Origin of the sequence: Pseudomonas sp. PDM16, from assembly GCF_014851865.1 — a bacterium.
GTDB lineage: Bacteria > Pseudomonadota > Gammaproteobacteria > Pseudomonadales > Pseudomonadaceae > Aquipseudomonas.
The window spans coordinates 1,327,515-1,350,957 of the sequence record NZ_JACVAM010000001.1 but is presented as its reverse complement, the minus strand read 5'-3'; the positions used below and the strand labels follow the sequence as shown (position 1 = coordinate 1,350,957).

General features: G+C 63.9%; 15 protein-coding genes. 8 read left to right on the top strand and 7 right to left on the bottom strand.

Features of this window, described 5'->3' with window-relative positions; translation table 11 throughout:
* The first annotated feature begins 191 nt into the window (after window positions 1-191).
* On the top strand, window positions 192-845 hold the full coding sequence (locus tag IB234_RS06230; RefSeq protein WP_192315416.1) for a TetR/AcrR family transcriptional regulator: 654 nt from the start codon (window positions 192-194) through the stop codon (window positions 843-845).
* An 18-nt stretch (window positions 846-863) separates the two neighbouring features.
* On the opposite strand, the gene IB234_RS06225 is transcribed toward IB234_RS06230, so the two are convergent.
* Window positions 864-1,778 (bottom strand): LysR family transcriptional regulator, encoded by a 915-nt coding sequence (locus tag IB234_RS06225; RefSeq protein ID WP_192315414.1) that lies wholly within the window; start codon window positions 1,776-1,778, stop codon window positions 864-866.
* A 144-nt stretch (window positions 1,779-1,922) separates the two neighbouring features.
* Here IB234_RS06225 and IB234_RS06220 point away from each other — a divergent pair, with 144 nt between their 5' ends.
* Window positions 1,923-2,936 (top strand): zinc-binding alcohol dehydrogenase family protein, encoded by a 1,014-nt coding sequence (locus tag IB234_RS06220; RefSeq protein WP_192315412.1) that lies wholly within the window; start codon window positions 1,923-1,925, stop codon window positions 2,934-2,936.
* Window positions 2,937-2,977: 41 nt separating this feature from the next.
* Here IB234_RS06220 and IB234_RS06215 read toward each other — a convergent pair whose 3' ends face one another.
* Window positions 2,978-6,229, bottom strand: coding sequence for an IPTL-CTERM sorting domain-containing protein (locus IB234_RS06215; protein ID WP_192315410.1), 3,252 nt, complete (start codon window positions 6,227-6,229; stop codon window positions 2,978-2,980).
* 405 nt (window positions 6,230-6,634) lie between these two features.
* Between IB234_RS06215 and IB234_RS06210 the strand changes: the two genes are divergently transcribed.
* Entirely contained in the window at window positions 6,635-10,528 is a 3,894-nt protein-coding gene (locus tag IB234_RS06210) for an EAL domain-containing protein (RefSeq protein WP_192315408.1), read from the top strand.
* Window positions 10,529-10,595: 67 nt separating this feature from the next.
* Window positions 10,596-10,784, top strand: coding sequence for a hypothetical protein (locus tag IB234_RS06205; RefSeq protein WP_192315406.1), 189 nt, complete (start codon window positions 10,596-10,598; stop codon window positions 10,782-10,784).
* Between the two features lie 7 nt (window positions 10,785-10,791).
* On the opposite strand, the gene IB234_RS06200 is transcribed toward IB234_RS06205, so the two are convergent.
* The 3 genes from IB234_RS06200 to IB234_RS06190 form a co-directional block, all read right to left on the bottom strand.
* Entirely contained in the window at window positions 10,792-11,979 is a 1,188-nt protein-coding gene (locus IB234_RS06200) for a multidrug effflux MFS transporter (RefSeq protein ID WP_192315404.1), read from the bottom strand.
* Window positions 11,980-12,077: 98 nt separating this feature from the next.
* The gene (locus tag IB234_RS06195) at window positions 12,078-15,212 is read right to left on the bottom strand and encodes an efflux RND transporter permease subunit (protein ID WP_192315402.1); all 3,135 of its coding nucleotides are present in this window, start codon (window positions 15,210-15,212) and stop codon (window positions 12,078-12,080) included.
* 12 nt (window positions 15,213-15,224) lie between these two features.
* On the bottom strand, window positions 15,225-16,385 hold the full coding sequence (locus tag IB234_RS06190; RefSeq protein WP_225580264.1) for an efflux RND transporter periplasmic adaptor subunit: 1,161 nt from the start codon (window positions 16,383-16,385) through the stop codon (window positions 15,225-15,227).
* Between the two features lie 150 nt (window positions 16,386-16,535).
* Between IB234_RS06190 and IB234_RS06185 the strand changes: the two genes are divergently transcribed.
* Window positions 16,536-17,165 (top strand): TetR family transcriptional regulator, encoded by a 630-nt coding sequence (locus IB234_RS06185; RefSeq protein ID WP_192315399.1) that lies wholly within the window; start codon window positions 16,536-16,538, stop codon window positions 17,163-17,165.
* Window positions 17,166-17,167: 2 nt separating this feature from the next.
* Here IB234_RS06185 and IB234_RS06180 read toward each other — a convergent pair whose 3' ends face one another.
* Window positions 17,168-17,365 carry a heavy-metal-associated domain-containing protein gene (locus tag IB234_RS06180; protein WP_192315397.1) on the bottom strand — a complete coding sequence of 66 codons (198 nt, stop codon included), beginning with the start codon at window positions 17,363-17,365 and terminating at the stop codon, window positions 17,168-17,170.
* 217 nt (window positions 17,366-17,582) lie between these two features.
* On the opposite strand from IB234_RS06180, the gene IB234_RS06175 reads away from it, so the two are divergent.
* From IB234_RS06175 to cueR, 3 genes are all read left to right on the top strand, one after another.
* Window positions 17,583-17,954, top strand: coding sequence for a hypothetical protein (locus IB234_RS06175; protein WP_192315593.1), 372 nt, complete (start codon window positions 17,583-17,585; stop codon window positions 17,952-17,954).
* A 78-nt stretch (window positions 17,955-18,032) separates the two neighbouring features.
* Window positions 18,033-20,417, top strand: a complete 2,385-nt coding sequence (locus tag IB234_RS06170) for a heavy metal translocating P-type ATPase (RefSeq protein WP_192315395.1) — start codon at window positions 18,033-18,035, stop codon at window positions 20,415-20,417.
* On the top strand, window positions 20,414-20,851 hold the full coding sequence (gene cueR / locus IB234_RS06165; protein WP_192315393.1) for a Cu(I)-responsive transcriptional regulator: 438 nt from the start codon (window positions 20,414-20,416) through the stop codon (window positions 20,849-20,851). Before IB234_RS06170 ends, cueR begins: the two co-directional genes overlap by 4 nt.
* An 82-nt stretch (window positions 20,852-20,933) precedes the next feature.
* Here the strand turns inward: cueR and IB234_RS06160 are convergent, their stop codons facing one another.
* The gene (locus IB234_RS06160; RefSeq protein ID WP_192315391.1) at window positions 20,934-23,177 is read right to left on the bottom strand and encodes a TonB-dependent siderophore receptor; all 2,244 of its coding nucleotides are present in this window, start codon (window positions 23,175-23,177) and stop codon (window positions 20,934-20,936) included.
* Window positions 23,178-23,443 lie beyond the last annotated feature (266 nt).

The window sequence follows — 23,443 nt, the reverse complement described above, 5'->3', positions numbered from 1 at the left end:
TTCCGCCATTCATGCAACATGACAAAAGCTGACTGAAAAGACATTTTAATGGCGCTTTTCTGGGCAAAATTCGCTCAAAACCGCTTCTTCGTCTGAATAACACACGTTTTTGACGCAGGAGGGTTGTTTAGTGACCCGCCGTGGGGTATCAGTTCGCACTCAAAACCGATTATCAGTACGGACCCCTCCCGATGTCAGCAGCCGCTCCCGGCACCGGCAAGCCCGCCGGCCGCATCCGCCAGAAGAACGAAAAAGCCATCATCGCCGCCGCGGAAGTGGAGTTCGCTCGCCACGGCTATAAAGGCACCAGCATGAACAGCATCGCCCAGGCGGTGGGGCTGCCCAAGGCCAATCTGCACTATTACTTCAGCAGCAAGCAGGGGCTGTATATCGCAGTGCTGAACAACATCCTCGATCAGTGGGACAGCACCTTCAACAGTCTCAACGTCGACGATGACCCGGCACTGGCGCTGAGTCGCTACATTCGCGCCAAGATCGAATACTCGCGCACCCAGCCACTGGCCTCGCGCATCTTCGCCATGGAAGTGATCAGCGGCGGCCAGCACCTGACCGCCCACTACAACCAGGACTACCGCGAGTGGTTCCGCCAGCGCGCTGCGGTGTTCCAGGCCTGGATCGACGCAGGCAAGATGGAGCCCATCGACCCGGTGCACCTGATCTTCCTGCTCTGGGGCAGCACCCAGCACTATGCCGACTTCGCCAGCCAGATCTGTATGTTCACTGGCAAGAACGGCCTGAAGAAGACCGACTTCGAGCTGGCCGCCAGCAATCTGGAACGCATCATTCTCAAGGGTTGCGGCCTCACTCCGCCGCAGAGCAACTGAGCCGATTCCGGGCGCCGCTCATTGCCAAGGCGCCCGGGCCAACAGCCCGGCGCAGCGCTCCTGCAGGAACTCGCGCAACAGACGGACCGGACCGCTGAGCTGATCGCGATGGGCACAGATCAGATTCAACGGCGCCGGCTCGCCCTCCCAATCGGCCAGAGCCACTTCCAACCGGCCGGCTTGCACATCGTCGGCCACATCCAGCCACGACTTGTACACCAGCCCGCGCCCCGCCACCGCCCAGCGACGAACCACGTCTGCATCATCGCTGACCCGATCACCGGAAACCGTCAGCGCCAGGGCCCGCTTGCCCTGCCCCAGGCTCCAGCGATCATGTACCCGCCCCCCGAGCATGTAGAGCAGGCAGTTGTGACCCAGCAGTTCCTCCGGCTGGCGCGGCCTGCCATGCCGGGTGAAATAGCTCGGCGCGGCGCACAGGACCCGACGATTGCCCGCCGCCACCGGCAAGGCGACGAGGCTCGAGTCTTCCGGCTCGCCGTAACGCAGGGCGATGTCGACCTGCTGGCGAAACAGATCGGCGTTGCGGTCGCTCAGCAGTAGCCGCAGGCTCATCTGCGGACGCTCCGTCTGGAAATGGTCGAGCCAGGGCAGGAGGACGTTGCGGCCGAAATCTGAAGGCGCGGCGATTTGCATCATCCCACTGATCTCTGCTCGGGCGCCCTCCAGCTGATGACGGCCGACCTCCAGGCTCGCCAGCGCAGCGCGGGCATGGCTCAGGTACTGCTCGCCTTCGGCCGTCAGCCGCAGACTTCGGGTGGAGCGCAGCAACAGGCGGACCTGCAGTTCGGCCTCAAGGCGTTTGAGGGCGGCGCTGGCCACTGCGGGCGAACAGTCCAGCTCGCGCGCTGCTGCCGACAGGCTGCCCAGCTCGGCGCTTCTAACGAACAGGGAGAGATCATCGAGACGCAGCATTGAGGGCCATTTTCAAAGAAATATTGAAGGAGACTCTATGGCAGGCTGGTTTTTCTTGCCAATCGATTAAACGAACATGCGCCCAACGCCAGCACGGTACGCCGGCTAAGCTGGTACATCCGATTTTCATCCGAGGAGCCGCCCATGAAAGCCGTCGCCTATCACCAGTCCCTGCCCATCGATCATGCCGAGGCGTTGCTCGATGTCGAGCTGCCTGCTCCGACACCCGGCCCGCGTGACCTGCTGGTGGAGGTCCGCGCCATCTCGGTCAACCCGGTGGACACCAAGATCCGCCAGCGCGTCTCGCCGGAGGCCGGCCAGGCCAAGGTGCTGGGCTGGGACGTGGCAGGCGTGGTGGTCGAGGTCGGTGCCGAGGTCAAGCAGTTCCGCCCCGGCGACAACGTGTTCTACGCGGGTGCCATCGACCGTGCCGGTGGTAACAGCGAGCTGCACGTGGTGGACGAGCGCATCGTCGGACGCATGCCCGGTGCGCTGGACTTCGCCCGCGCCGCAGCCCTGCCACTGACCGCCATCACCGCCTGGGAACTGCTGTTCGAGCGCCTCAGCGTGCGCGAAGGCAAGGGCGATGACGGCCAGAGCCTGCTGGTCATCGGTGCCGCCGGTGGCGTCGGTTCCATCCTCGTGCAGCTGGCCCGGCAGCTCACCGGCCTCACCGTGATCGGCACCGCCTCACGCGCGGAGACCCAGGACTGGGTGCGCGAACTGGGCGCACATCACGTAATCGATCACAGCCAGCCGCTGCAGCCACAGTTGAAGGCACTGGGCATCGACCAGGTGAGCATGGTCGCCAGCCTCACCCACACCGATCAGCATCTGGATCAGTTGATCGAAGCCCTGGCCCCCCAGGGCAAGCTGGCGCTGATCGACGATCCGGCCCAGCTCGATGTGACCAAGCTCAAGCGCAAGAGTCTGTCACTGCACTGGGAGTTCATGTACACCCGGTCGCTGTTCCAGACCGACGACATGATCGAGCAGCACCGCCTGCTCAATCGGGTCAGCCAGTTGATCGACGACGGTGTGCTCAAGACCACTCTGGGCGAGCATTTCGGCCGCATTGACGCCGCCAACCTGCGCCGTGCCCACACGCTGCTGGAGAGCGGCAAGGCACGCGGCAAGATCGTGCTCGAAGGTTTCTGAGGCCCAAAGAAAACGCCCGGCACAAGCCGGGCGTTTTCGATTCACACTGCAGGTCTGGCCCGCGGCCTGTTAAGGCCGATGAAGGCAAGCAGACTGGACAGCAGGATCAACGCCCATCCCGAGAGGGTCGGCGCCGCCGTGGTCGCCTGGACGGCAAGGCTGACAGTCGCCTGGTTGTTGCTCGGGTCGGCATCGTCATCGGTATCGGTGTTACCAGTTACCGTGGTCGAGCTGGTCGGAGCGGCCGGCGTGCCGGTCACCGCACAGGTCACCACACCACCTACCGGAACGGCGTCACCGGTGCTCCAGGCTCCACCGCCCGGCGTCAGGGTGCATGCACCCTGGCTGAGGCCCGATGGCAGACCGCTCACCGAGCAGCTGGTGTTGTCGGTTGCAGCGGAAGAACCGATGTTGGTGCAGGTGAAGCTGCCGTTATAGGGCACCTGTGCCGCCGGCGGGGTGAGGCCACCGAGATCGACGCGCATGTCCGGCGCGATGATGCTGGTGGATGCCGACGCCAGGTTGTTGCCGGTGTTGCTCTCCGAGGACGAGGTGCCGATGGTGGCGGTGTGGTTCACCGGACCGGTGGACGGTGCCGTGTAGCTGAAGCTCGCGTTGAAGCGCTGGCCGTTGCCCAGCGTGGCCGGGCCGGTCCAGGTGATGCTGCCTCCGGATACCGAGCAGACCGCCGGCGCACAGGTGACGTTGGTCAGGCCACTCGGAATGCTCACCGCGTAGCTCGCGCCGCTAGCCTCGTTCGGCCCCTTGTTCTCGAAGACCACCGGCACGCTGACCGGCTGCCCTGCAGTGGCGCTGGCAGGCGGGGAGATGCTGACGGTCACGTCGGCCAGGGCGGTGCCAGGATCGATCACCGTGGTCATGCCGCTGGCATTGTTGTTGGCGGTGCTGCCACCTTCGTCGGTGCTGGTAGTGACCCGAGCCGACACCGGCACGGTGCTGCCCACGGATGGCGCGGTGTAGGTCAGCACGAAGGACTGCTGTTGCCCCGCGGCCAGGGTGTTGCCCGACGGGAAGGTCACCAGCATCTGCCCGGAAGCATCGGGCGCACCGCAGGTGGCCGGTGCACCGCAGCTCACGCCGGTGGTTCCGGGCGGCAGCTGCACCACGTAGCTGATATCGGCAGCATCCAGCGGACCGAAGTTGCGGAAGCTCACCGGTACGTTCACCGACTGCCCGGCCACGGCCTGGACAGGTGCGGAAACGCTGGCCATCACGTCGGCAACGCTTCCGCCGACGCCGACTGCTGTAAGGGCGCCAGCGCTATCCGGCGCATGCCCCGGGTTCGGCTCCTGCGAGCTGGATGTGGCGATGGTCGCTTGGATCAATGCGCTGCCGGCGGCCGGAGCGTTATAGCTCAGCGTCACCGGAGGCACCCATTGGCCGGAGGTCAGGGTGGGCGGCAGGCCCGAGATCGTCACTGCACCGGTGACCGGGTTGTAGCTGCAGGTGGCTCCGGAGCAACTGACACCGGAGAGTCCGCCAGGCAGGTTGGCACTGTAATTCACGCCCGCAGCCGTCGAGGAACCGACGTTGCCGAATTCGATCTGCGCGATCACGGGGGCGCCCGGCGCAACGCTGGTCGGCGCGGAAACGCGAGCCGTCACGTCGGCACTGGCGTAGATCAGGATACCCATGGCCGGCTGCTCGGGATCGGACTTCTGCAGCACCCAGAGGTCCAGGCCCAGCTTGTCAGCGAACTCGGTGGAGCTGCCGCAGCCGCCAGTATTCCCGGCATTGCCGCCCCAATAGCGCGGATAGCGCGGAGCGCCGTTCGAGGTGGTGCCGTAGCCCGCAGTGGAGGAGCTGTCGAGGCCATTCAGGCCCTCGACGGGCGTCGTAACATGACGGCTGTCCAGAGTACCGCCGCACAGGTGTTCTGGCGTGCCATCCGCGGCAATGGTACCCACCTCTACCCCTGCTCGGGTCTTGTAGGCGCGATCATCGTAATAGATGGTGGTCCCGTTCACCCCCAGGCCGTTGAGCTGGGTAATGACGGGGCCGCCGTTGAAGTTCTTCTCGGCATCCAGCAACGGGAAGTGCGCCTCACCGTTACGGCCAACCACCTGGAAGTTGTACGGTGTGCCACCAGCATTGGCCGGCACCGGCGAGCCGTTGTTGGCCAGACCGTCCCAGAGCACCTCGTTGCGCCCCGGCACGGCCGAGCCTTCGAGCACACGGTTCAGGGGGTTGGCCACATCGTAGTCGCCGCCCGCGCTGATCACGATCTGGTAGCTCATCACGTCGGTGGCATCGAAGCTGATGACACCGCCGCGTCCCACATAGCTGTGAGGGGTGCCGCCCGGCGGGTAGCTGAAGACGACGTTGTCGATCACCGGCTCCGGCGGAACCAGGGGAATACCCAGCTCCGTCAGAGTGGCATCCGCCTGGCTGCCGGAAATATCCTCGAAGAAGATCGGGTAGGCGGGTGCCTCCAGCGTCACACCGCCCTCGATGCCGCTGTTGAGATAGTCGGAAGTACCCACCGCGTTCTTGTAGAGCGGTTCGCCCGCATCAAGGAAGCCGCGGGCGTTGGCATAGATGGCGAAGGCGTTGGGGTCCAGGCCCTTCATCTGCTGCCGGTAGCGGTAGCCATCCTGGGTGACGTAGTGGAAGGTCGAATACAACCGATATGGCGTACCGCCGGTACTGGGATCGGTGTTGTTACTGCCGGTCCGCCCCGCGAAGGTATAGGTGAAAACACGGCCGGACAGGTCAGTTGTGCTGGTGTCATCGGCGCGCACCGCCACTTCCCAGTAGTCCAGCTCGGTGTTGGTTGTGCTCATCAGCACGCCGTATACGCCGGACTGGGTGACCGAATAGGCGCAAGGACGGTACTGGTCGGATGTCATCGCACCTACCACGGGGCCCGGGCCGGCCAGCTCGGCCGCACGGCTAGAGATCAGACCGTTACCCGAGGCAATCGAACAGTTCGAGGAAGCTCCCCCGGTGGGAGCCTCGTTACCCTTTGGGCCGTGGTCGTTATCCGGCGCATAGATGGTGGCGGTGCCACCGTTGCCGCTACGCCCCAGCAGGATGCGCTCGCCCGCCAGGGCATAGACGTAAATGAAGGTACGTGCGCTGATGGCCGAGCCGCCATAAATGTTGCCGGTGAAATTCATCTTGGCGCGGCCGGCATTGGCATTGAGTACGGCGTCGTAGCCGGTCTCTCCGGAGAAATACCCCTCCGGATACAGACTGCGACTACCCACAGCACCCGCTTGGCCTGCACAGAACAGGCCTGTGACAAGACAGGCGGCCAGGGAGAGCTGCATGCCCCTCCCCTGCGAGCGCTCCCCCCAGTAACGGGACGGCAGTTTTAGGGTTGGATGGATCATTGGCAGATTCCCCTGGCTTATGTAGTTGTTCGGGCCCGCGGCGCTCCTTGCGCTATGGCCGTATCCTGACAGGGGCAATCAATGAGCAATTTTGTGACACAGGACAAATCTTTTGCCTGGGAGGAAAAGCGCTTTTTCGCAACGGGAAAATGCTGATCTAGGCCGCTCGACGATCCGACTGAGATGCGCATATGTCCCGGTATGACAGCGAGCGGGGCTGCCAGCTGCGCTGCGACAGAGACACCGGCCATGCAGCGTTTGCGCAGCGAGTAGCTAGACTGCACAGGTGTCAGGACCACCTGATCCTGGCCGGACCGTAATCGAGAATGACGAGGGTTCAGGATGCACCCGACACTCTCCCGCCCCCTACGTGTCACCGCCGTCTACCTGATGTTCAGCCTCGGCTGGATTTTCTGCGGCGACCTGCTGTTGCTCGCCCTGAACCTGTCGCCCGACTTGAATGCCGGGCTACAGACCGTCAAGGGGCTGCTGTTTATCAGCCTCAACGGCCTGTTGATCTTCCTCATCTGTCGCCACGACCAGCGCGCCCAGCACGACATGGAGCGAGGTCTGCGCCGACAGGCGCTGAAGCTGCAGCAGGCGCAGCGCGATGCGGGGCTCGGCACCTGGGACTACGACGACCGCTTCCACTGGTCCCCCGAATCGCTGCGCCTGTTCGCTCGCCCGGACAGCGACAACACCGGGCAAATCGAGGATCTGCTCACCTGGCTCCACCCCGCCGACCGCGGCGCCGTTCAGCGCGCCCTGAACGCTCTGTTCGAGGTAGGTGCCCCTCTGCTGGTGAATGCCCGTCTGAACAGGCCGATCGAAGAGGCACCGGTATGGCTCATGCTCAGAGGCACACTGGAGTCGAGCGGAGGTGCCCATGGCACGGTGCAGAACATCAGCAGCCAGAAGCGTGACGAGCAGGCGCTACGCGAGAGCGAGCAGCGCTTTCGCCAGCTGTTCGAGCAGACGCCGCGCATCGCCGTGCAGGGCTACGACCGTGATCGCCGGGTGATTTTCTGGAATCAGGCCAGCGCCCAGCTCTATGGCTACGACGTGGCCGACGCCATGGGCAGGCGCCTGGAAGACCTGATCATCCCCCCGCCCATGCGCGCCCAGGTGGTGACCAATATCCAGAGCTGGATGCTCGGAGGGCCGGCCATTCCCGCCGCAGAGCTGACGCTGCAACATCGCGACGGCAGCAACGTGCACGTCTACTCCAGCCACCTGATCCTGCGCAACACACGCAACCAGCTGGAGCTGTATTGCGTGGACATCGACCTCGGCCAGCAAAAAGCCGTGCATCAGGAACTTGAGGCCAGCGAGGCGCGCTACCGGGAATTGGTGGAGCAGCTGCACGAGGCGATTTTCCTCACCGACGGTGCCGGTCGATTGACCTTCGTCAACCCGGCCTGGCAGACCATCACCGGCTACAGCATCCGCGAAAGCGTCGGCCGCCCGTTGCTGGACTTCGTCGAGGAAGACCAACGGGAGGAAGTCGGGCTGCACCTGTCCACCGTACTCATGCACCAGCAGAGCAGCTGGCTTGGCGAGCTGCGCCTGCGTGATGCCAGCGGAAGGCCGCACTGGGTGATGCTGCGCCTGGCCGCCGGCCCGCAATACGGACTGGGGCTGCGAGGCAGCCTCGGCGATGTGCATGAGCGGCGCCACACCCAGGCCCTGCAAGAGGCACGCAATGCAGTGCTCGACCGCATGCTGGCCCAGCGCCCGCTGCGGGAAAGCCTCCGCGACATGGCCAAACGGCTGGAACACATCAATCCCGAGATGCTGGTGTCCATCCTGCAGATGGAGGGTGGCGTACTGCGCGTCCTGGCAGCGCCAAGCCTGCCGGCCAGCTATGCCGACGCGGTCGACGGCATGCCCGCCCGCCTCGAACTGGGGAGCTGCGGCCATGCCGCCGCCAGTGGGGAACTGACCATCGTCGAGGACATCCGCACCCACCCCAATTGGATAGAGTTTCGCGAACAGTCACGCCAGGCGGGACTGCGCTCCTGCTGGTCTCTGCCCTTCAAGAACGACCAGAACCAGGTGCTCGGGGTGTTCGGCATTTATTACCGGCGCACGTCACTGCCGAGCCACGAGGATATCGAGCTGGTCACCGAATTCACCCGCCTGGCCGGGCTCGCCGTGCGCCAGCAGCAGCGGGACGCCGAACGACTGCAGAGCGAGCTGCGTTTCCGCGCCACCTTCGAACAGGCCGCCGTCGGCATCGCCCACCTGGCACCCGATGGCCGCTGGCTGCGAGTCAACCAGCGCCTGTGCCAGATGCTCGACTACGATCGCGAGCAACTGCTGGAGCTGACCTTCCAGGACATCACCCACCCCGACGACCTGCAGGAGGATCTGGAGCAGACCCGCCGCCTGCTGGATGGAGAACTGTCCCGGCTGACCCTGGAAAAGCGCTATCTGCGCCGTGACGGCGGCGTGCTCTGGGCCAATCTCAGCGCCACCCTCGTACGCCACACCAATGGCGAGCCGCACTATTTCATCTCGGTGGTCGAGGACATCGGCCTGCGCAAGCAGCAGGAACGAGCCCTGCACCAGGCCGCCACGGTATTCGAAAGTACCCAGGAAGCGGTGGTGATCGTCGATGCCCGCCGGCGCATCCTCACCAGCAACCCGGCCTTCAGCCATATCACCGGGCTCAGCCAGCAACAGGCACTCGGCCGCCGCCTGCCACTGCTGCCCGGCAACAGCCCGGAGCGTGCGCGCTACCGCACGCTCTGGCGCAAGGTCCAGGACAGCGGCCACTGGCAGGGAGAGATGAACAGCCGGCGGCAGGATGGCTCGCACTTTCCCTTCTGGCTCACCGTCAGCCGGGTACGCGACTGCGATCCGCAGCAACCGCAATACGTGCTGACCTTCACCGACCTCAGCCAGTACCGTGACAGCCAGGAGCGCCTGGCGCACCTGGCGCACTTCGACACGCTCACCGACCTGCCCAATCGCCTCTACGCCATGGAACGCCTCGGCCACGCCCTCGAGCATGCCCAGCGCCACCAGGAGCGAGTGGCGGTGCTGTACTTCGACCTGGATAACTTCAAGACCATCAACGAGAGCCTAGGCCACAAGGTCGGAGACGAGCTCCTGGTAGCCGTAGCCCGGCGGCTGCAGCAACGCCTGCGCAATGAAGACACCCTGGCGCGCCTGAGCAGTGACGAATTCCTGGTGGTGCTGGAGAACCTGCAGCGCCCCGAAGAGGCAGCCGGCATCGCCCGCACGCTGATCGAGCTGCTGGAGCGCCCGCTGCCACTGGGTAGCGGGCATGAGGTCTACCTGGGCGCGAGCGTCGGTATAAGCCTGTACCCAGACGATGGCCTGTCCGGCGATGACCTGCTGCGCAATGCCGACAGTGCCCTGCACCAGGCCAAGCAGGAGGGCCGCAATACCTTCCGCTTCTACACCCAGGGCCTGACCCAGCAGGCACACACTCGCCTGACCCTGGAGGGCCAGCTGCGCCAGGCTCTCAAGCGCAACGAGTTCGTGCTGCATTACCAGCCGCTGCTGCGGGCCGGTGACGGCCAGCCTATCGGCGTGGAGGCGCTGCTACGCTGGAACAGCAGCGAGGGAATGATCTCCCCGGCGCAGTTCATCCCGCTGGCCGAGGAAACCGGGCTGATCGTGCCGATTGGCAACTGGGTGCTGCGCGAGGCCTGCCGGCAGATGCAGTTCTGGCGCCAGCAGGGCCTGGAGCTGCACACACTGGCGGTCAACCTGTCGCCCCGCCAGTTCCGCCAGGCGGACCTGCTTCAACAGGTACGTGAAGCCCTGCAGGACAGTGGCCTGCCGGCCGAGCACCTGGAGCTGGAAATCACCGAGGGAGCGCTGATCGAGAACATCGAACAAACCCAGGCCACCCTGGCCGCGCTCAAAGGCCTGGGCCTGCGCCTGGCAATCGACGACTTCGGCACCGGCTACTCCTCACTGGCCTACCTGCGACGCTTCCCGCTGGACAAGCTGAAGATCGACCAGAGCTTCATGCGTGGCGTACCGGAGGACCAGGCCAACCTGGAGATCGCGGCGACCATCATCGGCCTGGCGCGCAACCTCAAGCTCTGCGTGCTGGCCGAAGGGGTGGAGACCGTCGAACAGCTGCAGGCCCTGCGTCAACTCGGCTGCGAGCAATGCCAGGGTTACCTGTTCAGTCGCCCGCTGAGTGCCGTACAACTGGCCCACTGGCTGCGCAGCGACCACCAGTCGGTCGGTTGACCCAGGTCAGGGAAAAGCGAAACCGCAGGTCTACACTGGAGCTTCACCCTTTTTGTGGAGGCCTGCGATGAACATCCAGATTCGTCAGGTAAAGACCGCCGAAGGTGCCCGCTGGCAGGTATGCCTGGACCAGCAGGGCGTGAGTTTCCGTAGCGAGGCCGAGGCACTCGACTTCGTCGACGTGCTGCAGAAACGGCTCAAGGCGCCCCACCCGCTGCCCTGGCGCAACGCCAATGCGGTGCGAACGGCGAGCTGAAAGGCCTTCAGAACTCCAGCGACTGACGCCGGGCATGGCTCGCGCTGAGCAGTGCCAGCACTACCGTGATCACGCCACATACGGCGATGACCATGGCCATGGGGCGTGCGCTGCCGTCATGCAGCGCACCTACCAGTCCTGAAGCACCCGCTGCCACCGTGAACTGCAACGAACCGATGAGCGCCGACGCACTGCCGGCATGGGCCCCCTGCCCTGCCATCGCACACGCGGTGGCATTGGGCAGCACGCAGGAAAGGCTGGCGGTGCTGATGAACAGCGGAATCAGCAGCGGCCACAGCTGCTCCGGTCGAGCCATCGCCACGGCCAGCAGCGCCAAGGTCGCCGCACAGTAGACCCACACCGTGCGCTTGAGCCAGTAGTTCGGACCGTGGTGGCGCAACAGCCAGCCGTTGAGCTGGGCGGTGAGGATGAATCCGGCGGCGTTGGCGCCAAACAGCCAGCCGTAGTGTTCCGCCGGGATGCCATACAGGTCGATGAAGACGAAGGGCGAGCCAGAGATATAGGCGAACATGCCAGCCATGGCCACGCCGCCAGTCAGGCCGTAGCCGATCAGCAGGCGATCGCGCAGCAGCATCAGGTAACGCCCTGCCGCACCGTTGAGAGGCTGAATGGGAAACTCCGCCGAGCGCGTCTCCGGCAGCCACAACAGCACGGCCACTAGGCACAGGGCGCTGAACAACACCAGGCCGAGGAAGATCGACTGCCAGCCGAAAAGTTGCAACAGCAGGCCGCCGCCCAGCGGCGCGAGAATGGGCGCCACCCCCATCACCAGCATCAATTTGGAAAACACCTTGGCCGAGGCCAGCGGGTCGCACAGATCGCGCACCACCGCACGCGAAATCACCATGCCGGCACAGCCACCGAGGGCCTGGACGAAGCGCGCGATGATCAGCCATTCCAGGCTCTGCGCCAGGGCACAGGCCAGCGACGCCAGGGTGAACAGCACAAGGCCCGCGACCAGTGGCTTGCGCCGCCCGAAGCGATCCGCCAGTGGACCGTAGATCAGTTGGCCCAGGGCGGTACCGGCGAAGTAAGAGGCCAGCGACATCTGCACATGGTCGACATCGGTACCGAACACCTGCGCCAGGGTCGGGAAACTCGGCAAGTAGAAGTCGATGGCCATGGGCCCGAAGGCACTGAGGGTGCCGAGTATCAGCAGGATGCGAAAGCTCATGAGTTATCCACTACGGGGCGCACCCCGGAAAACGAAGGGCGCCCCGTGGGGCGCCCGGTAATCACATCGGCCGGCAATCGACCACAGGCTGTTGTCGGTCAGTGAGGCTCCACGGCCTCCACCTTCTTCTTGCGACTCAGCTTCTGCCCTAGAGATTCCACCAGTAAATAGAACATGGGAATCACGAACGTGGCCAGCAGAGTTGCCGCGAGCATGCCACCGATGACCCCGGTGCCGATGGAGTGGCGGCTCGCAGAACCGGCACCGGAGCTGATGGCCAGCGGTACGCAACCGAGGATGAAGGCCAGCGAGGTCATCACGATGGGGCGGAAGCGCAGCTTGGCTGCCTCGAACGCGGAGTCGAAGATGCTCTTGCCCTCGGCACGAAGCATTACCGCGAACTCGACGATGAGGATGGCGTTCTTCGCCGCCAGACCGATCAGCGTGATCAGGCCGACCTGGAAGTACACGTCGTTCTGGATACCCCGCAGCCAAACGGCGAGAATGGCCCCGAACACCGCGAAAGGCACCGCGGTGACCACCGCCAATGGCAGGGTCCAACGCTCGTACTGGGCAGCGAGAATCAGAAACACCATGATCAGGCCGAAGATAAACGCGGTGCTGCCCGAGCCCTGGGTCGCCACCTCCTGGTAGGCCGAACCGATCCAGCCCAGGGTGTAGTCGTTGCCCAGTTCCTTGTCGGCGATTTCCTGCATGGCCGCCAGCGCCTGCCCGGAGCTGTAGCCCGGCGCCGGCCCGCCAAGCACCTTGGCCGCCGGGTAAACGTTGAAGCGGGCGTAGGTGTCCGGACCAAGGATGCGCCGTACCTTGATCAGCGTGGTCAACGGCACCAGGTCGCCACCACTGGCACGCACATAGACCTGCGACAAATCCTCCGGTTTGCGGCGGAACTCCGACTCGGACTGCAGGCTGACCTGCCAGGTACGGCCGTACAGGGTGAAGTCGTTGACGTAGTAGCTGCCGAAGGTCGACTGCATGGCGGTGAATACATCGCTGATCGACACGCCCAGGGCACGCGCCTTGGTGCGGTCGAGGTCAATGTAGTACTGCGGCACGCTGGCATTGAAGGTGCTCTGCACCCCGGCCAGCTCCGGTCGCTTGGCCGCAGCAGCTACAAAGGCTTGGACCTTCTCCGACAACTGCTCGACGCTGCCGCCGGCACGATCCTGAATATAGCCCTCGAAGCCGCCGGTAGTGCTCATGCCGGTGATGGGTGGCGGGTTGAAGCTCATCACCACGCCATCCTTCTCCTTCAGGCCCATGCCCATGAACGTATGCGTCAGGTTGCGCGCATCGGTCTCCTCGGTGGTGCGCTCGGACCAGTCCTTGAGCGGTACGAAGCTCACCCCGGCGTTGGTCCGCTGGCCGAAGGTCAGCACGTCGAAACCGGCGAAGGTCACCACGTCCTGCACGGCCGGGTGCTGCATCAGCTGTTCGGTGAAGTCGTGGGTCAGCGCATCGGTGCGATTGACCGACGCGGCCGGCGGCAGGAAGTAGGCGTTGATCACATAGCCCTGGTCCTCGTCCGGCACCAGCGAGCCGGGCACCCGGGCGAACAGCACGACGATCAGCGCGATCATTCCACCAAACAGCAGCAGGCCGATGATCGAACGCTTGAGGAAGAAGGCCACACCGGCGCCATAGCCGTCGGTGACCTTGTCGAAAAAGCGGTTGAAGACGCGGAACGGCGCCGCCGGCTCACTGTGGTCCGGCTTCAGCAGCAACGCGCACAGTGCCGGAGACAAGGTCAGGGCGACGATGCCGGAGATCACCACCGACACTGCGATGGTAATTGCGAACTGCTTGTACATCTCGCCCGCCAGGCCACCGAGGAAACCCACCGGAACGAACACGGCGCACAGCACCAGAACGATGGCGATGATCGGCCCGGTAACCTCTTCCATCGCCTCGATCGATGCTTCGCGCGCATTGAGCTTCTTCGTTCTCATCACCCGCTCGACGTTCTCGATCACCACGATGGCGTCATCCACCACGATGCCGATCGCCAGCACCATGCCGAACAGCGTCAGAAGGTTTATCGAGAAGCCCAGGGCATACATGCCGGCAAATGTACCGACCAGCGATACCGGGATGGCCAGCACCGGAATCAGCGTGGCCCGCCAGTTCTGCAGGAAGACGAACACCACGAGCACCACCAGCAACAGGGCCTCGAAGAAGGTGTGGATCACCTCCTCGATGGATACCTTGACGAACTTGGTGGTGTCGTAAGGAATCTTGTACGTGATGCCTTCGGGGAAGCGCTTGGCCAGGCGCGCCATGGTGTTCTGCACTGCCTCGGCGGTATCCAGGGCATTGGCACCGGGCTGTAGATAGACACCGAAAGCAGCGTTCTGCTGGCCGTTGAGCGAGGTCACCAGGGAGTAATCCTGGGCGCCCAGCTCGATGCGCGCCACGTCTCCAAGCAGCAGGCTGGCACCCGTTGGATCGGAACGCAGGATCACGCTCTCGAACTCCTTCGGGTCCTTGAAGCGCCCCTGGGTAGTCACGGTGTAGGTGAAGTCCTGGGCGGTCTGCAGCGGCTGCTGGCCGAAGCTGCCGGCGGCGAACTGCGAGTTCTGCTCGCGAATGGCGTTGACCACGTCGGTCGGCGTCAGATCGTACTGGGCCAGCTTGTCCGGCCGTAGCCAGATGCGCATGGAGTAGTCCTTGGAGCCGAACTGGCTGACGTCGCCAACGCCGGGCAGGCGCTTGAGCTCGTCGATGACGTTGATCAGCGCGTAGTTGGAGATGAACACCGGGTCCTTGGAGTTATCCGGCGAATAGAGGGTGACCACCTGAAGGATGTCCGAGGACTTCTTCTCCACCTTCACGCCCTGCCGGCGCACCTCCTCCGGCAGCTTGGCCAGGGCAGCCTGCACCCGGTTGTTCACGTCGATGGTGGCCTGATCCGGATCGCGACCTACTTCGAAGTACACCGACAGGCTCATGGCGCCGCTGGCTGCGGAGTTGGACAGCTGGTAGATCATGCCCTCGACGCCGTTGATCTGCTGCTCCAGCGGCGCGGCGACGGTCTCGGCGATGACCTGGGCGCTGGCCCCCGGATAGCTGGCCGACACCGACACCTGCGGCGGCAGGATCTGTGGGTACTGGGCGACAGGGAGCGCCTTCATAGCCGAGAGGCCGGCCAGGATGATGACGATGGAAATGACGGCGGCGAACACCGGCCGGTCGATGAAGAACTTCGAGATCATGGCACGCGCCCCTTACTGCTGAGCAGTCGAGGAGGATGCCTCCACGACTTTCACTGGCGCGTTCGGATGCACCTTGGGCAGGCCCTCGACTATCACCCGATCGCCGGCACTGATGCCGCTTTCGACCACCCAGCGCCCCTCCGCGGTATGCGCGGTGCTGACCGGCCTGGCTCGGGCCATGCCCTGGTCATCCACCACGAAAACGAAGGTGCCATTGGGACCTTGGGAGATGGCGCGCTCCGGCACGGTAATGGCGTTCGGTTTGCTGATGCCCTTGACCACCACGCGCACGAACTGTCCTGGCATCAGCGCCTCATCAGGGTTGGGCACCACGGCGCGGGCACTGACGGTGCCGGTGCTGCGGTCGATCAGGCTGTCGGTGAAGTCGACCTTGCCCTCTACCGGGTAGCTTGAGCCGTCGCCGAACTTGATCTCGACACTCATCTGCTTGCCACCTTCACGCACCAGGCTGCCGCTTTGCAGACCGCTACGCAGATTGGATACCTCGCGATCCGGGGCGGCAAAGTTGACGTAGATGGGGTCGAGCTGGGTAATCTGGGTAAGCAGGCTGGCATTGGGGTCGCCCGCCACCATCAAGCTGCCCTCGGAGACCGTCTCCTTGCTGGTGATGCCGGAGATCGGCGCCTCCACCGTGGTGTAGTCGAGATCGATCTGCTTGGACTGCACCTCGGCCTTGGCTGCCTCGATGTTGGCCTTGCTCTGCTCGAAGTTGGAGATGGCGTTGTCCAGTTCGCTCTCGCTGGCGAAGCCCTTCTTCTGCAACTCGCGGATGCGCTTGAGGTCGCGCTCCGTCTGCCGATAGCGCGCCTGTTCCTGAGCCAGCGTGCCCTTGGCACGCGACAGCGCCGCCTGGTATGGGCGAGGGTCGATGCGGAACAGCACCTGGCCCTGCTTGACCTGGCTACCTTCCTGATAGGTACGTTCCTGCAGGATGCCACTGACCTGGGCCCGAACCTGGACCTCGCGGTAGCCGGCGGTACGTGCCGGATACTCGAACTGCAATGGCAGCGACTCGACCTTGACCGCCTCCACCACCACCTCAGGCGGCGGCATCTGCTGTTGTCCACCAGATTCGGCGGCCTGCGACTGGGAAGCCAACAGCATGCCCAGAGCAAGAATTTTCAGCGCGAAAGGAAACAAGCGAGCAAGCATGGTCATCTCCGTGACGTCTTGAAATAGGCAAGGGCTTGGGACGGTGCCATGCTAGATACATACACAAATGTCTGTATATAACGATTACGGCACTGAAATCGTTACACTGAGTTCCCCAAACAGAGCCTAGACCGATTCCACCGGCCCGCCATGCGCAGAACCAAAGAACAAGCGGAACAAACCCGCATTGCCATCCTGACGGCTGCCGAGCAGCTGTTTCTGGCAAAAGGGGTGGCCCACAGCACCCTGGACCAGATCGCGCGGGCCGCGGGGGTGACGCGTGGCGCCGTGTATTGGCACTTCGAGAACAAGGCTCACCTGTTCCACGAGATGCTCAGCCAGGTGCGGCTGCCCACGGAGCAGATGACCGAGCGCCTCAGTGGATGCGGGGGCATGGACCCACTGTTGTCGCTGAGGGACCTGTGCATCGAGGCGATCGCCAACCTGGCCATTGATGAACAGCGCCGGCGCATTTTCACCATCCTGCTGCATCGCTGCGAATTCACCGACGAGTTGCGAGAGGCCGAGGAACGGCACAATGCCTTCATCAATCAGTTCATCGACCTGGTGGAAAATCTCTTCTCTCGCCCTGCCTGTCGCGAGCGCTTGCGACAAGGCGTGACCCCGCGCCTCGCGGCCCGGGCGTTGCACGCGCAGATCGTCGGTCTGTTCACCGACTGGACCCGCGACCAGCAACTGTTCGACCCGCTGCAAGATACCGCACCACTGATAGATGCCCAGCTGCGCGGACTGTTGCGCGAGTGGAACCCGCCGACCTGAACTCAGGCGGGTTCGGCGACGTAACCCTCTTCGCGTATCGCCGCCAGCATCTGCTCCAGGCTCAGGCGACTGGCCACTCGCACCTCTCCAGCCCCCAGGTCGACCTGCACCTCGGCCGCTGGATCTCCATTACGCAGCGCCTGAGTGATGGCGCGAACACAATGACCACAACTCATGCCGGATACTTTCAGGATCTGCATGTCGTACTCCTTATCAATGGCTGATGGCATCAGTGTCGAGCTTGCCACCGTGTCAGGGTCAAGGGTCGGTGACTTGTCGTCGCGCCCGGCCTGGACCAAGCTGCAAACAGCTTTCGGAGGTTTGCTCATGCGCTTGCCCTTTACCCTGCTCGCCCTGCTCTGCCTGCCGGCCCTGGCGGACGAATCGGTCCCCGAACCCGCGACTGCGCCGACCGAGATGCCGGCGCCTGCCCCCACCCCGCCGCCAGCGGAAGTCCCGATGGCACCGATGACCCTCGGTGCACCCATCGACTATGGCGTGCTGACCGTCTCCCGGGAGCGCCTGGAGGTCTCCACGCCTTGCGACATAGGCTTGTACCTGGAGGGCAACCTGGCGGCACGGCTGTATCAGGGACAGTCGGTCACCCTCAACCTGCCACCGGGAGAAATATTGGTGCGCCTCGGCCAACTCGGTGGCGGCCATTGCCAGCCGCGCTTCGAGCAGTTGCGTAGCCAGACATTGCACATCACTGCCGGCGCGGTAGCCAAGTACCGTATTTCCATGGATACCGTCGGCTTGCGCCTGATTCCGGCACCACTCAACTATTGAGGCGATGCGGCGAACAAGCACTTGACCTTGACCCGAGGTTAAGGTTGATCCTAGGGGCGAATCCGATGGAGTCGCCCCATGAGCACAGTTCAGACCTTCGATCTTCCCATCCGCGGCATGACCTGCGCCGGTTGCGCCGGCCGCGTCGAGAGAGCCCTCGGCAAGGTGCCGGGGGTGATAGGCGCCAGCGTGAACCTGGCCAGCGAGCACGCCCATGTCGAGGTCGGCGGCAGCCAGCTGGCAACGCTGATCGACGCCGTAAAGCAGGCGGGTTACGACGTGCCGCTGACCACCCTAGAGCTGGCCATCGAAGGAATGACCTGCGCCAGCTGTGTTGGCCGCGTCGAACGTGCGCTGAACAAGGTGCCAGGGGTGCACAGCGCTAGCGTCAATCTGGCCACCGAGCGCGCTCATGTACAGCTGATCGACAGTACCGATGGTGCCGAACTGATCGCCGCAGTGGCTCGCGCCGGCTACTCCGCCTCGCTGCTGGTTCGTGCCCCGCAGGTCGACCCACAGTCCGCTCTGCGCCGCGAGCGCTGGACAGTGATCATCGCGCTGCTGCTGGCCATGCCATTGGCACTACCGATGTTCGCGGAATGGGCAGGCCTGCACTGGATGCTTCCGGCCTGGGTCCAATTCGCCTTGGCCACGCCGGTGCAGTTCGTGCTCGGCGCCCGTTTCTATGTCGCCGCCTGGAAGGCCGTAAGGGCCGGCAGCGGCAACATGGATCTGCTGGTGGCGCTCGGCACCAGTGCCGGCTACGGACTCAGCCTCTACCTGTGGGCCACCGCTGGCCACCACACGCCGCACCTGTACTTCGAGGCCTCAGCGGTGGTCATCGCCCTGGTACTGCTAGGTAAATATCTGGAGAGTCGCGCCAAACGCCAGACCAGTGCAGCCATCCGCGCTCTCGAAGCACTGCGCCCCGAACACGCCACCCGCCTGGTGGATGGACGCGAGGAGGAAGTGGCCATAGCCGCGCTGCGCCTGGGCGACCGCATCGTGGTACGCCCCGGCGAACGTTTCCCGGTGGATGGGGAAGTGCTCGAGGGTCACAGCCAGGCCGACGAGGCCCTGATCAGTGGTGAAAGCCTTCCGGTTCCCAAGACGGCGGGCGACAAGGTCACCGGCGGCGCCATCAATGGCGAAGGCCGTCTCGTGGTAAGTGCCACGGCACTCGGCAGTGAAACGGTACTGGCGCGGATCATCCGTCTCGTGGAGGACGCCCAGGCGGCCAAGGCCCCCATCCAGAAGCTGGTGGATCGTGTCAGCGCGGTGTTCGTCCCAGTCGTGCTGCTGATCGCCCTTGCCACGCTCGGCGGCTGGCTGCTGGCCGGTGCCGGTGCAGAACAGGCGCTGATCAATGCGGTGGCAGTGCTGGTCATCGCCTGCCCCTGCGCGCTCGGCCTGGCCACACCGGCGGCGATCATGGCCGGCACTGGCGTGGCGGCCCGCCACGGTATCCTGATCAAGGACGCCGAAGCCCTGGAGCTGGCGCACAGGGTCTCGGTGGTGGCATTCGACAAGACCGGCACGCTGACCTCCGGCCGACCGCGCATCGTCCATCTGGCCACGGCGGGCATCGATGAAGACCAGCTATTGGCGCTGGCGGGCGCCTTGCAGCAGGGCAGCGAGCACCCTCTGGCCCGCGCCGTGCTCGCCACGACCAGTGAGCGAGGGTTGATCGTACCGACGGTGAGCAACAGTCAAGCCCTGGCAGGGCGAGGTATTCGCGGCGAGGTGGAGGGCCGAAGCCTGGTCCTGGGTAATCAGCGCCTGTTCGACGAGCTGAGCCTGAGCAGTGAACTACAGCGCCAGGCCAGCGAGTGGGAGGCGGAAGGGCGCACCCTATCCTGGTTGATCGAGCAGAGTGAACCAGTACGAGTACTGGGGCTGCTGGCGTTCGGCGACAGCCTCAAGGAAGGCGCTGCCGAAGCCATTGCCGCGCTGCGCGAACGGGGCATCGAGAGCCACCTGATCAGTGGCGACAACGCCGGTAGCGCTGGTGCGGTGGGCAAGACGCTGGGCATCGACAGCATCCATGCCCAGGTGCTGCCGGCGGACAAGGCCACCCATGTCTCCGAGCTGAAGAAGGGCGGAGCCACCGTCGCCATGGTCGGCGACGGCATCAACGACGCCCCCGCGCTCGCCGCTGCCGATGTCGGTATCGCCATGGGTGGTGGCACCGACGTAGCCATGCATGCCGCCGGCATTACCTTGATGCGCGGCGACCCGCGCCTGGTCCCCGCCGCCCTGGCCATCAGCCGTCGCACCTGGAGCAAGATCCAGCAGAACCTGTTCTGGGCCTTCGTCTATAACCTGGTCGGCATCCCGCTGGCCGCATTCGGCCTGCTCAATCCCATGGTGGCTGGCGCCGCCATGGCCCTGTCCAGCGTCAGCGTGGTGAGCAACGCCCTGCTGCTCAACACCTGGAAACCCGAACTGGAGAAACGCCCATGAATATCGGCCAGGCAGCCAAGCAGAGCGGGCTGAGCGCGAAGATGATCCGCTACTACGAGTCCATCGGGCTGCTTCAGCCGGCCGGGCGCAGCGAGGGTGGCTATCGGCTGTACGGCCCGCAGGACCTGCATGTGTTGGCCTTCATCAAACGCTCCCGCGACCTCGGTTTCTCGCTGGAGGAAGTCGGCAAGCTGCTCGCACTCTGGCAGGACCGAGGCCGAGCCAGCGCCGACGTCAAGGCGCTGGCGCTGGCCCACGTCGAGGAACTGAACCGCAAGATCACCGAGCTGACGGCGCTACGCGACACGCTGGGGGAACTGGTGCAGCACTGCCAGGGAGACCATCGCCCGGACTGCCCTATCCTGCGGGACCTGGAGTCCGGCAGCCAGACCGGAGGACATGCCTGCACCCAGGAAGCGCGGTGTCAGCGGTGACGGAATGGTAGAAAGCAAAACGCCGGCCTCCAGGGCCGGCGTTTTGCTTGCACGAGGCGATGAGCCTCGTAACGGTGTTGCCTTAGAAGCTGTACTTAGCCGAAGCGGTGAAGCTGCGCGGCGCACCATAGGTCAGGGCACCGTAGGCATCGAAGATGTCGAAGTACTTCTCGTCGGTCACGTTGTTGGCGTTCAGCTGAGCCGAGAGGTTCTCGGTGATCTCGTAGCGCGCCATCAGGTTGACCAGGGCGTAGGAGTCCTGCTCGATCTTCTCGCGGTTACCCGCCGGGTTGGTGGCGTAGGTGTAGATGGAGTCCTGCCAGTTCACACCACCGCCGATGGTCAGCTTGTTGTTGAAGATGCCCGGCAGGCGGTAGGTGGTGAAGGTGCGGAACAGCTTGGTGGGATACAGGGTATTGACGTCGTCACCCTCGGCATCCTCGGCGTTGAACTGGGTATAACCCGCAGTCAGGTTCCAGCCCTCGGCCAGCTCACCGGAAACCTCCAGTTCGAAGCCCTTGCTGGTGGCACCCTCGGTTGCCTCATAGGCGTAGCCGCCCTGCGGGTTAGCCGGGTCGATCAGCACGCCGGTGCTCTTGCCGAGATTGTCCTGCTTGATCTTGAACACGGCCAGGGAGGTATTCAGGCGGCCATCGAAGAACTCGGCCTTGAGGCCGAGCTCGTTGCTTTCGCCGACGATCGGGTCCAGTTGCTGGCCACTGCTGTCACGTACGGACTGCGGCAGGAAGATCTCCGTGTAGCTGGCATAGGCCGAGAGATTCTCGGTGAGGTCGTAGACGACACCCGCATACGGTGTGATCTCATGGTCGACGTCGACCTTGCTCGGCTGGGAATAGATATCGTCGCTCTTCTTCTCGTAGCTGCTGTCACGAGCACCGAGGATCACCTTGAGATCGTCGGTCAGGTTCAGACGAGTGGCGGCATACATGCCCTTCTGCTCGACCTCGCCATAGCCGTAGTCGCTACGCGGGCCCCAGATCGGCTCGGGGAAACCACCATTGTAGCTATCGAAGTTGGCCAGGCCGCCAAAGCCACTCAGGGCCGGTACCTGGTCGGCGGTGAAGTCCTGCTGGCTGTCGATGTAACCGAAGGCCAGCTCGTGATCGCGACTGAACAGCGCAACAGGGCCGCTCACGCGGAGGCTGTAGTCGTCCTGCGTGGTTTCGGTCTTGTAGGTCGCAGGGAAGGACGACATGCCGCTCGAGCCGTTCTTGCCCGGATTGCCGGAGAGATACAGCAGCGAGGAGTCGGAAGTACGTTCACCGCGGTTGTAGCTGAGGTTCACCTGCCAGTCATTGTCGAAGGTGTGGTCCAGATTGACGAAGTAGGTCTCGTAGGTGCTGTCCCACTGGCTCCAGTCGGCGGAAGTGGTCTTGGAGCGACTCCAGTGGGTCTTGCTGCCATCGGCATACCAGACTGGCAGGCCGCCCCACATCGGAGAATCGGTTTTGGTCTCTTGGCGACTCATGCCGAACCACAGGGTGGTGTTCTCGGTCAGGTCGATATCCATGGTGCCGTACAGGGTCTCGCGCTGGGTCGAATTCATGTCGATCCAGCTATCACCATCGTTGAACTCGCCTACCAGGCGCGCACGCACAGTACCGGCTTCGTTCAACGCCATGGACACGTCACCCTCGGTGCCATAGGTATCCCAACTACCGGCACTGAGCTCCACCGAGCCCTTCAGGTCGCGACTGTTGGCGCGCTTGCGCACCATATTGATGGAAGCGGAAGGATCACCAGCACCCGTCATCAGGCCGTTGGCACCCCGTACAACCTCGACACGGTCATACATGGCCAGGCTGTTGAAGATTTCACCAGAGCTCCACGGCTGCTCCCAGATGGTCGGCACACCGTCGACCATCAGCGAGTTGAGTTCGAAGCCGCGAGCGTTGATCTGGCCGCGGCTGGTTTCGTAGCGGTTCAGCGTCACACCGGTGGTATTGTTGATCACATCGGTGATGGTCTGCATATCCTGGTCTTGCATGCGCTGCTGGGTCACGACACTGACCGACTGCGGGGTTTCGCGCAGCGACATCTTCAGAGGAGTCGCCGTACGCGCCGCCCCCGTGGTGTAGGACTGAGTACCCTCGGTAACGTCATCGAGCCGGCGCTCGGCCTCGCCAGTGATGGATACGGCATCCAGAACGACGGCCTCTTCGGTCTTGGCCTGCTCCGCATACGCGGGCAGAGCGACGGCGGCGGTACCGACTGCCAGCATATGCACAGCCAGAGCCAGCGGACGTAGGGCCAAGGGCGAGCGCACAACAGCGGCGTCTTGATGACGCAGGGTGGTCAGGGACATGAAAGTGCTTCCGAGGGATTCAGAGGTTGCTGGTGAGAATAATTATCATAATAATCGGATATGTCTTATTGCGAAAGAATTGCAAATGAGATTTCACTCTGCTAGTGGCGAGAGGCCATATTTCTTCATGCTCACTGCCTCCATTCCTCGGATGGCTTTAGATGGGGCATATGGGCCCGGGCAGACACGAATTTCCTATCCCATCGAGCAGGAATTCGAGGCATGAAAAAAGGGAGCCGAAGCTCCCTTTTTTCATGCGTCTTACC

What these genes read in the sequence shown, in the direction of transcription:
- IB234_RS06230 (WP_192315416.1), top strand. Translation starts at nt 192, where the DNA reads ATGTCAGCAGCCGCTCCCGGCACCGGCAAGCCCGCCGGCCGCATCCGC.
- IB234_RS06225 (WP_192315414.1), bottom strand. Translation starts at nt 1,778, where the DNA reads ATGCTGCGTCTCGATGATCTCTCCCTGTTCGTTAGAAGCGCCGAGCTG.
- IB234_RS06220 (WP_192315412.1), top strand. Translation starts at nt 1,923, where the DNA reads ATGAAAGCCGTCGCCTATCACCAGTCCCTGCCCATCGATCATGCCGAG.
- IB234_RS06215 (WP_192315410.1), bottom strand. Translation starts at nt 6,229, where the DNA reads ATGCAGCTCTCCCTGGCCGCCTGTCTTGTCACAGGCCTGTTCTGTGCA.
- IB234_RS06210 (WP_192315408.1), top strand. Translation starts at nt 6,635, where the DNA reads ATGCACCCGACACTCTCCCGCCCCCTACGTGTCACCGCCGTCTACCTG.
- IB234_RS06205 (WP_192315406.1), top strand. Translation starts at nt 10,596, where the DNA reads ATGAACATCCAGATTCGTCAGGTAAAGACCGCCGAAGGTGCCCGCTGG.
- IB234_RS06200 (WP_192315404.1), bottom strand. Translation starts at nt 11,979, where the DNA reads ATGAGCTTTCGCATCCTGCTGATACTCGGCACCCTCAGTGCCTTCGGG.
- IB234_RS06195 (WP_192315402.1), bottom strand. Translation starts at nt 15,212, where the DNA reads ATGATCTCGAAGTTCTTCATCGACCGGCCGGTGTTCGCCGCCGTCATT.
- IB234_RS06190 (WP_225580264.1), bottom strand. Translation starts at nt 16,385, where the DNA reads ATGCTTGCTCGCTTGTTTCCTTTCGCGCTGAAAATTCTTGCTCTGGGC.
- IB234_RS06185 (WP_192315399.1), top strand. Translation starts at nt 16,536, where the DNA reads ATGCGCAGAACCAAAGAACAAGCGGAACAAACCCGCATTGCCATCCTG.
- IB234_RS06180 (WP_192315397.1), bottom strand. Translation starts at nt 17,365, where the DNA reads ATGCAGATCCTGAAAGTATCCGGCATGAGTTGTGGTCATTGTGTTCGC.
- IB234_RS06175 (WP_192315593.1), top strand. Translation starts at nt 17,583, where the DNA reads ATGCCGGCGCCTGCCCCCACCCCGCCGCCAGCGGAAGTCCCGATGGCA.
- IB234_RS06170 (WP_192315395.1), top strand. Translation starts at nt 18,033, where the DNA reads ATGAGCACAGTTCAGACCTTCGATCTTCCCATCCGCGGCATGACCTGC.
- cueR (WP_192315393.1), top strand. Translation starts at nt 20,414, where the DNA reads ATGAATATCGGCCAGGCAGCCAAGCAGAGCGGGCTGAGCGCGAAGATG.
- IB234_RS06160 (WP_192315391.1), bottom strand. Translation starts at nt 23,177, where the DNA reads ATGTCCCTGACCACCCTGCGTCATCAAGACGCCGCTGTTGTGCGCTCG.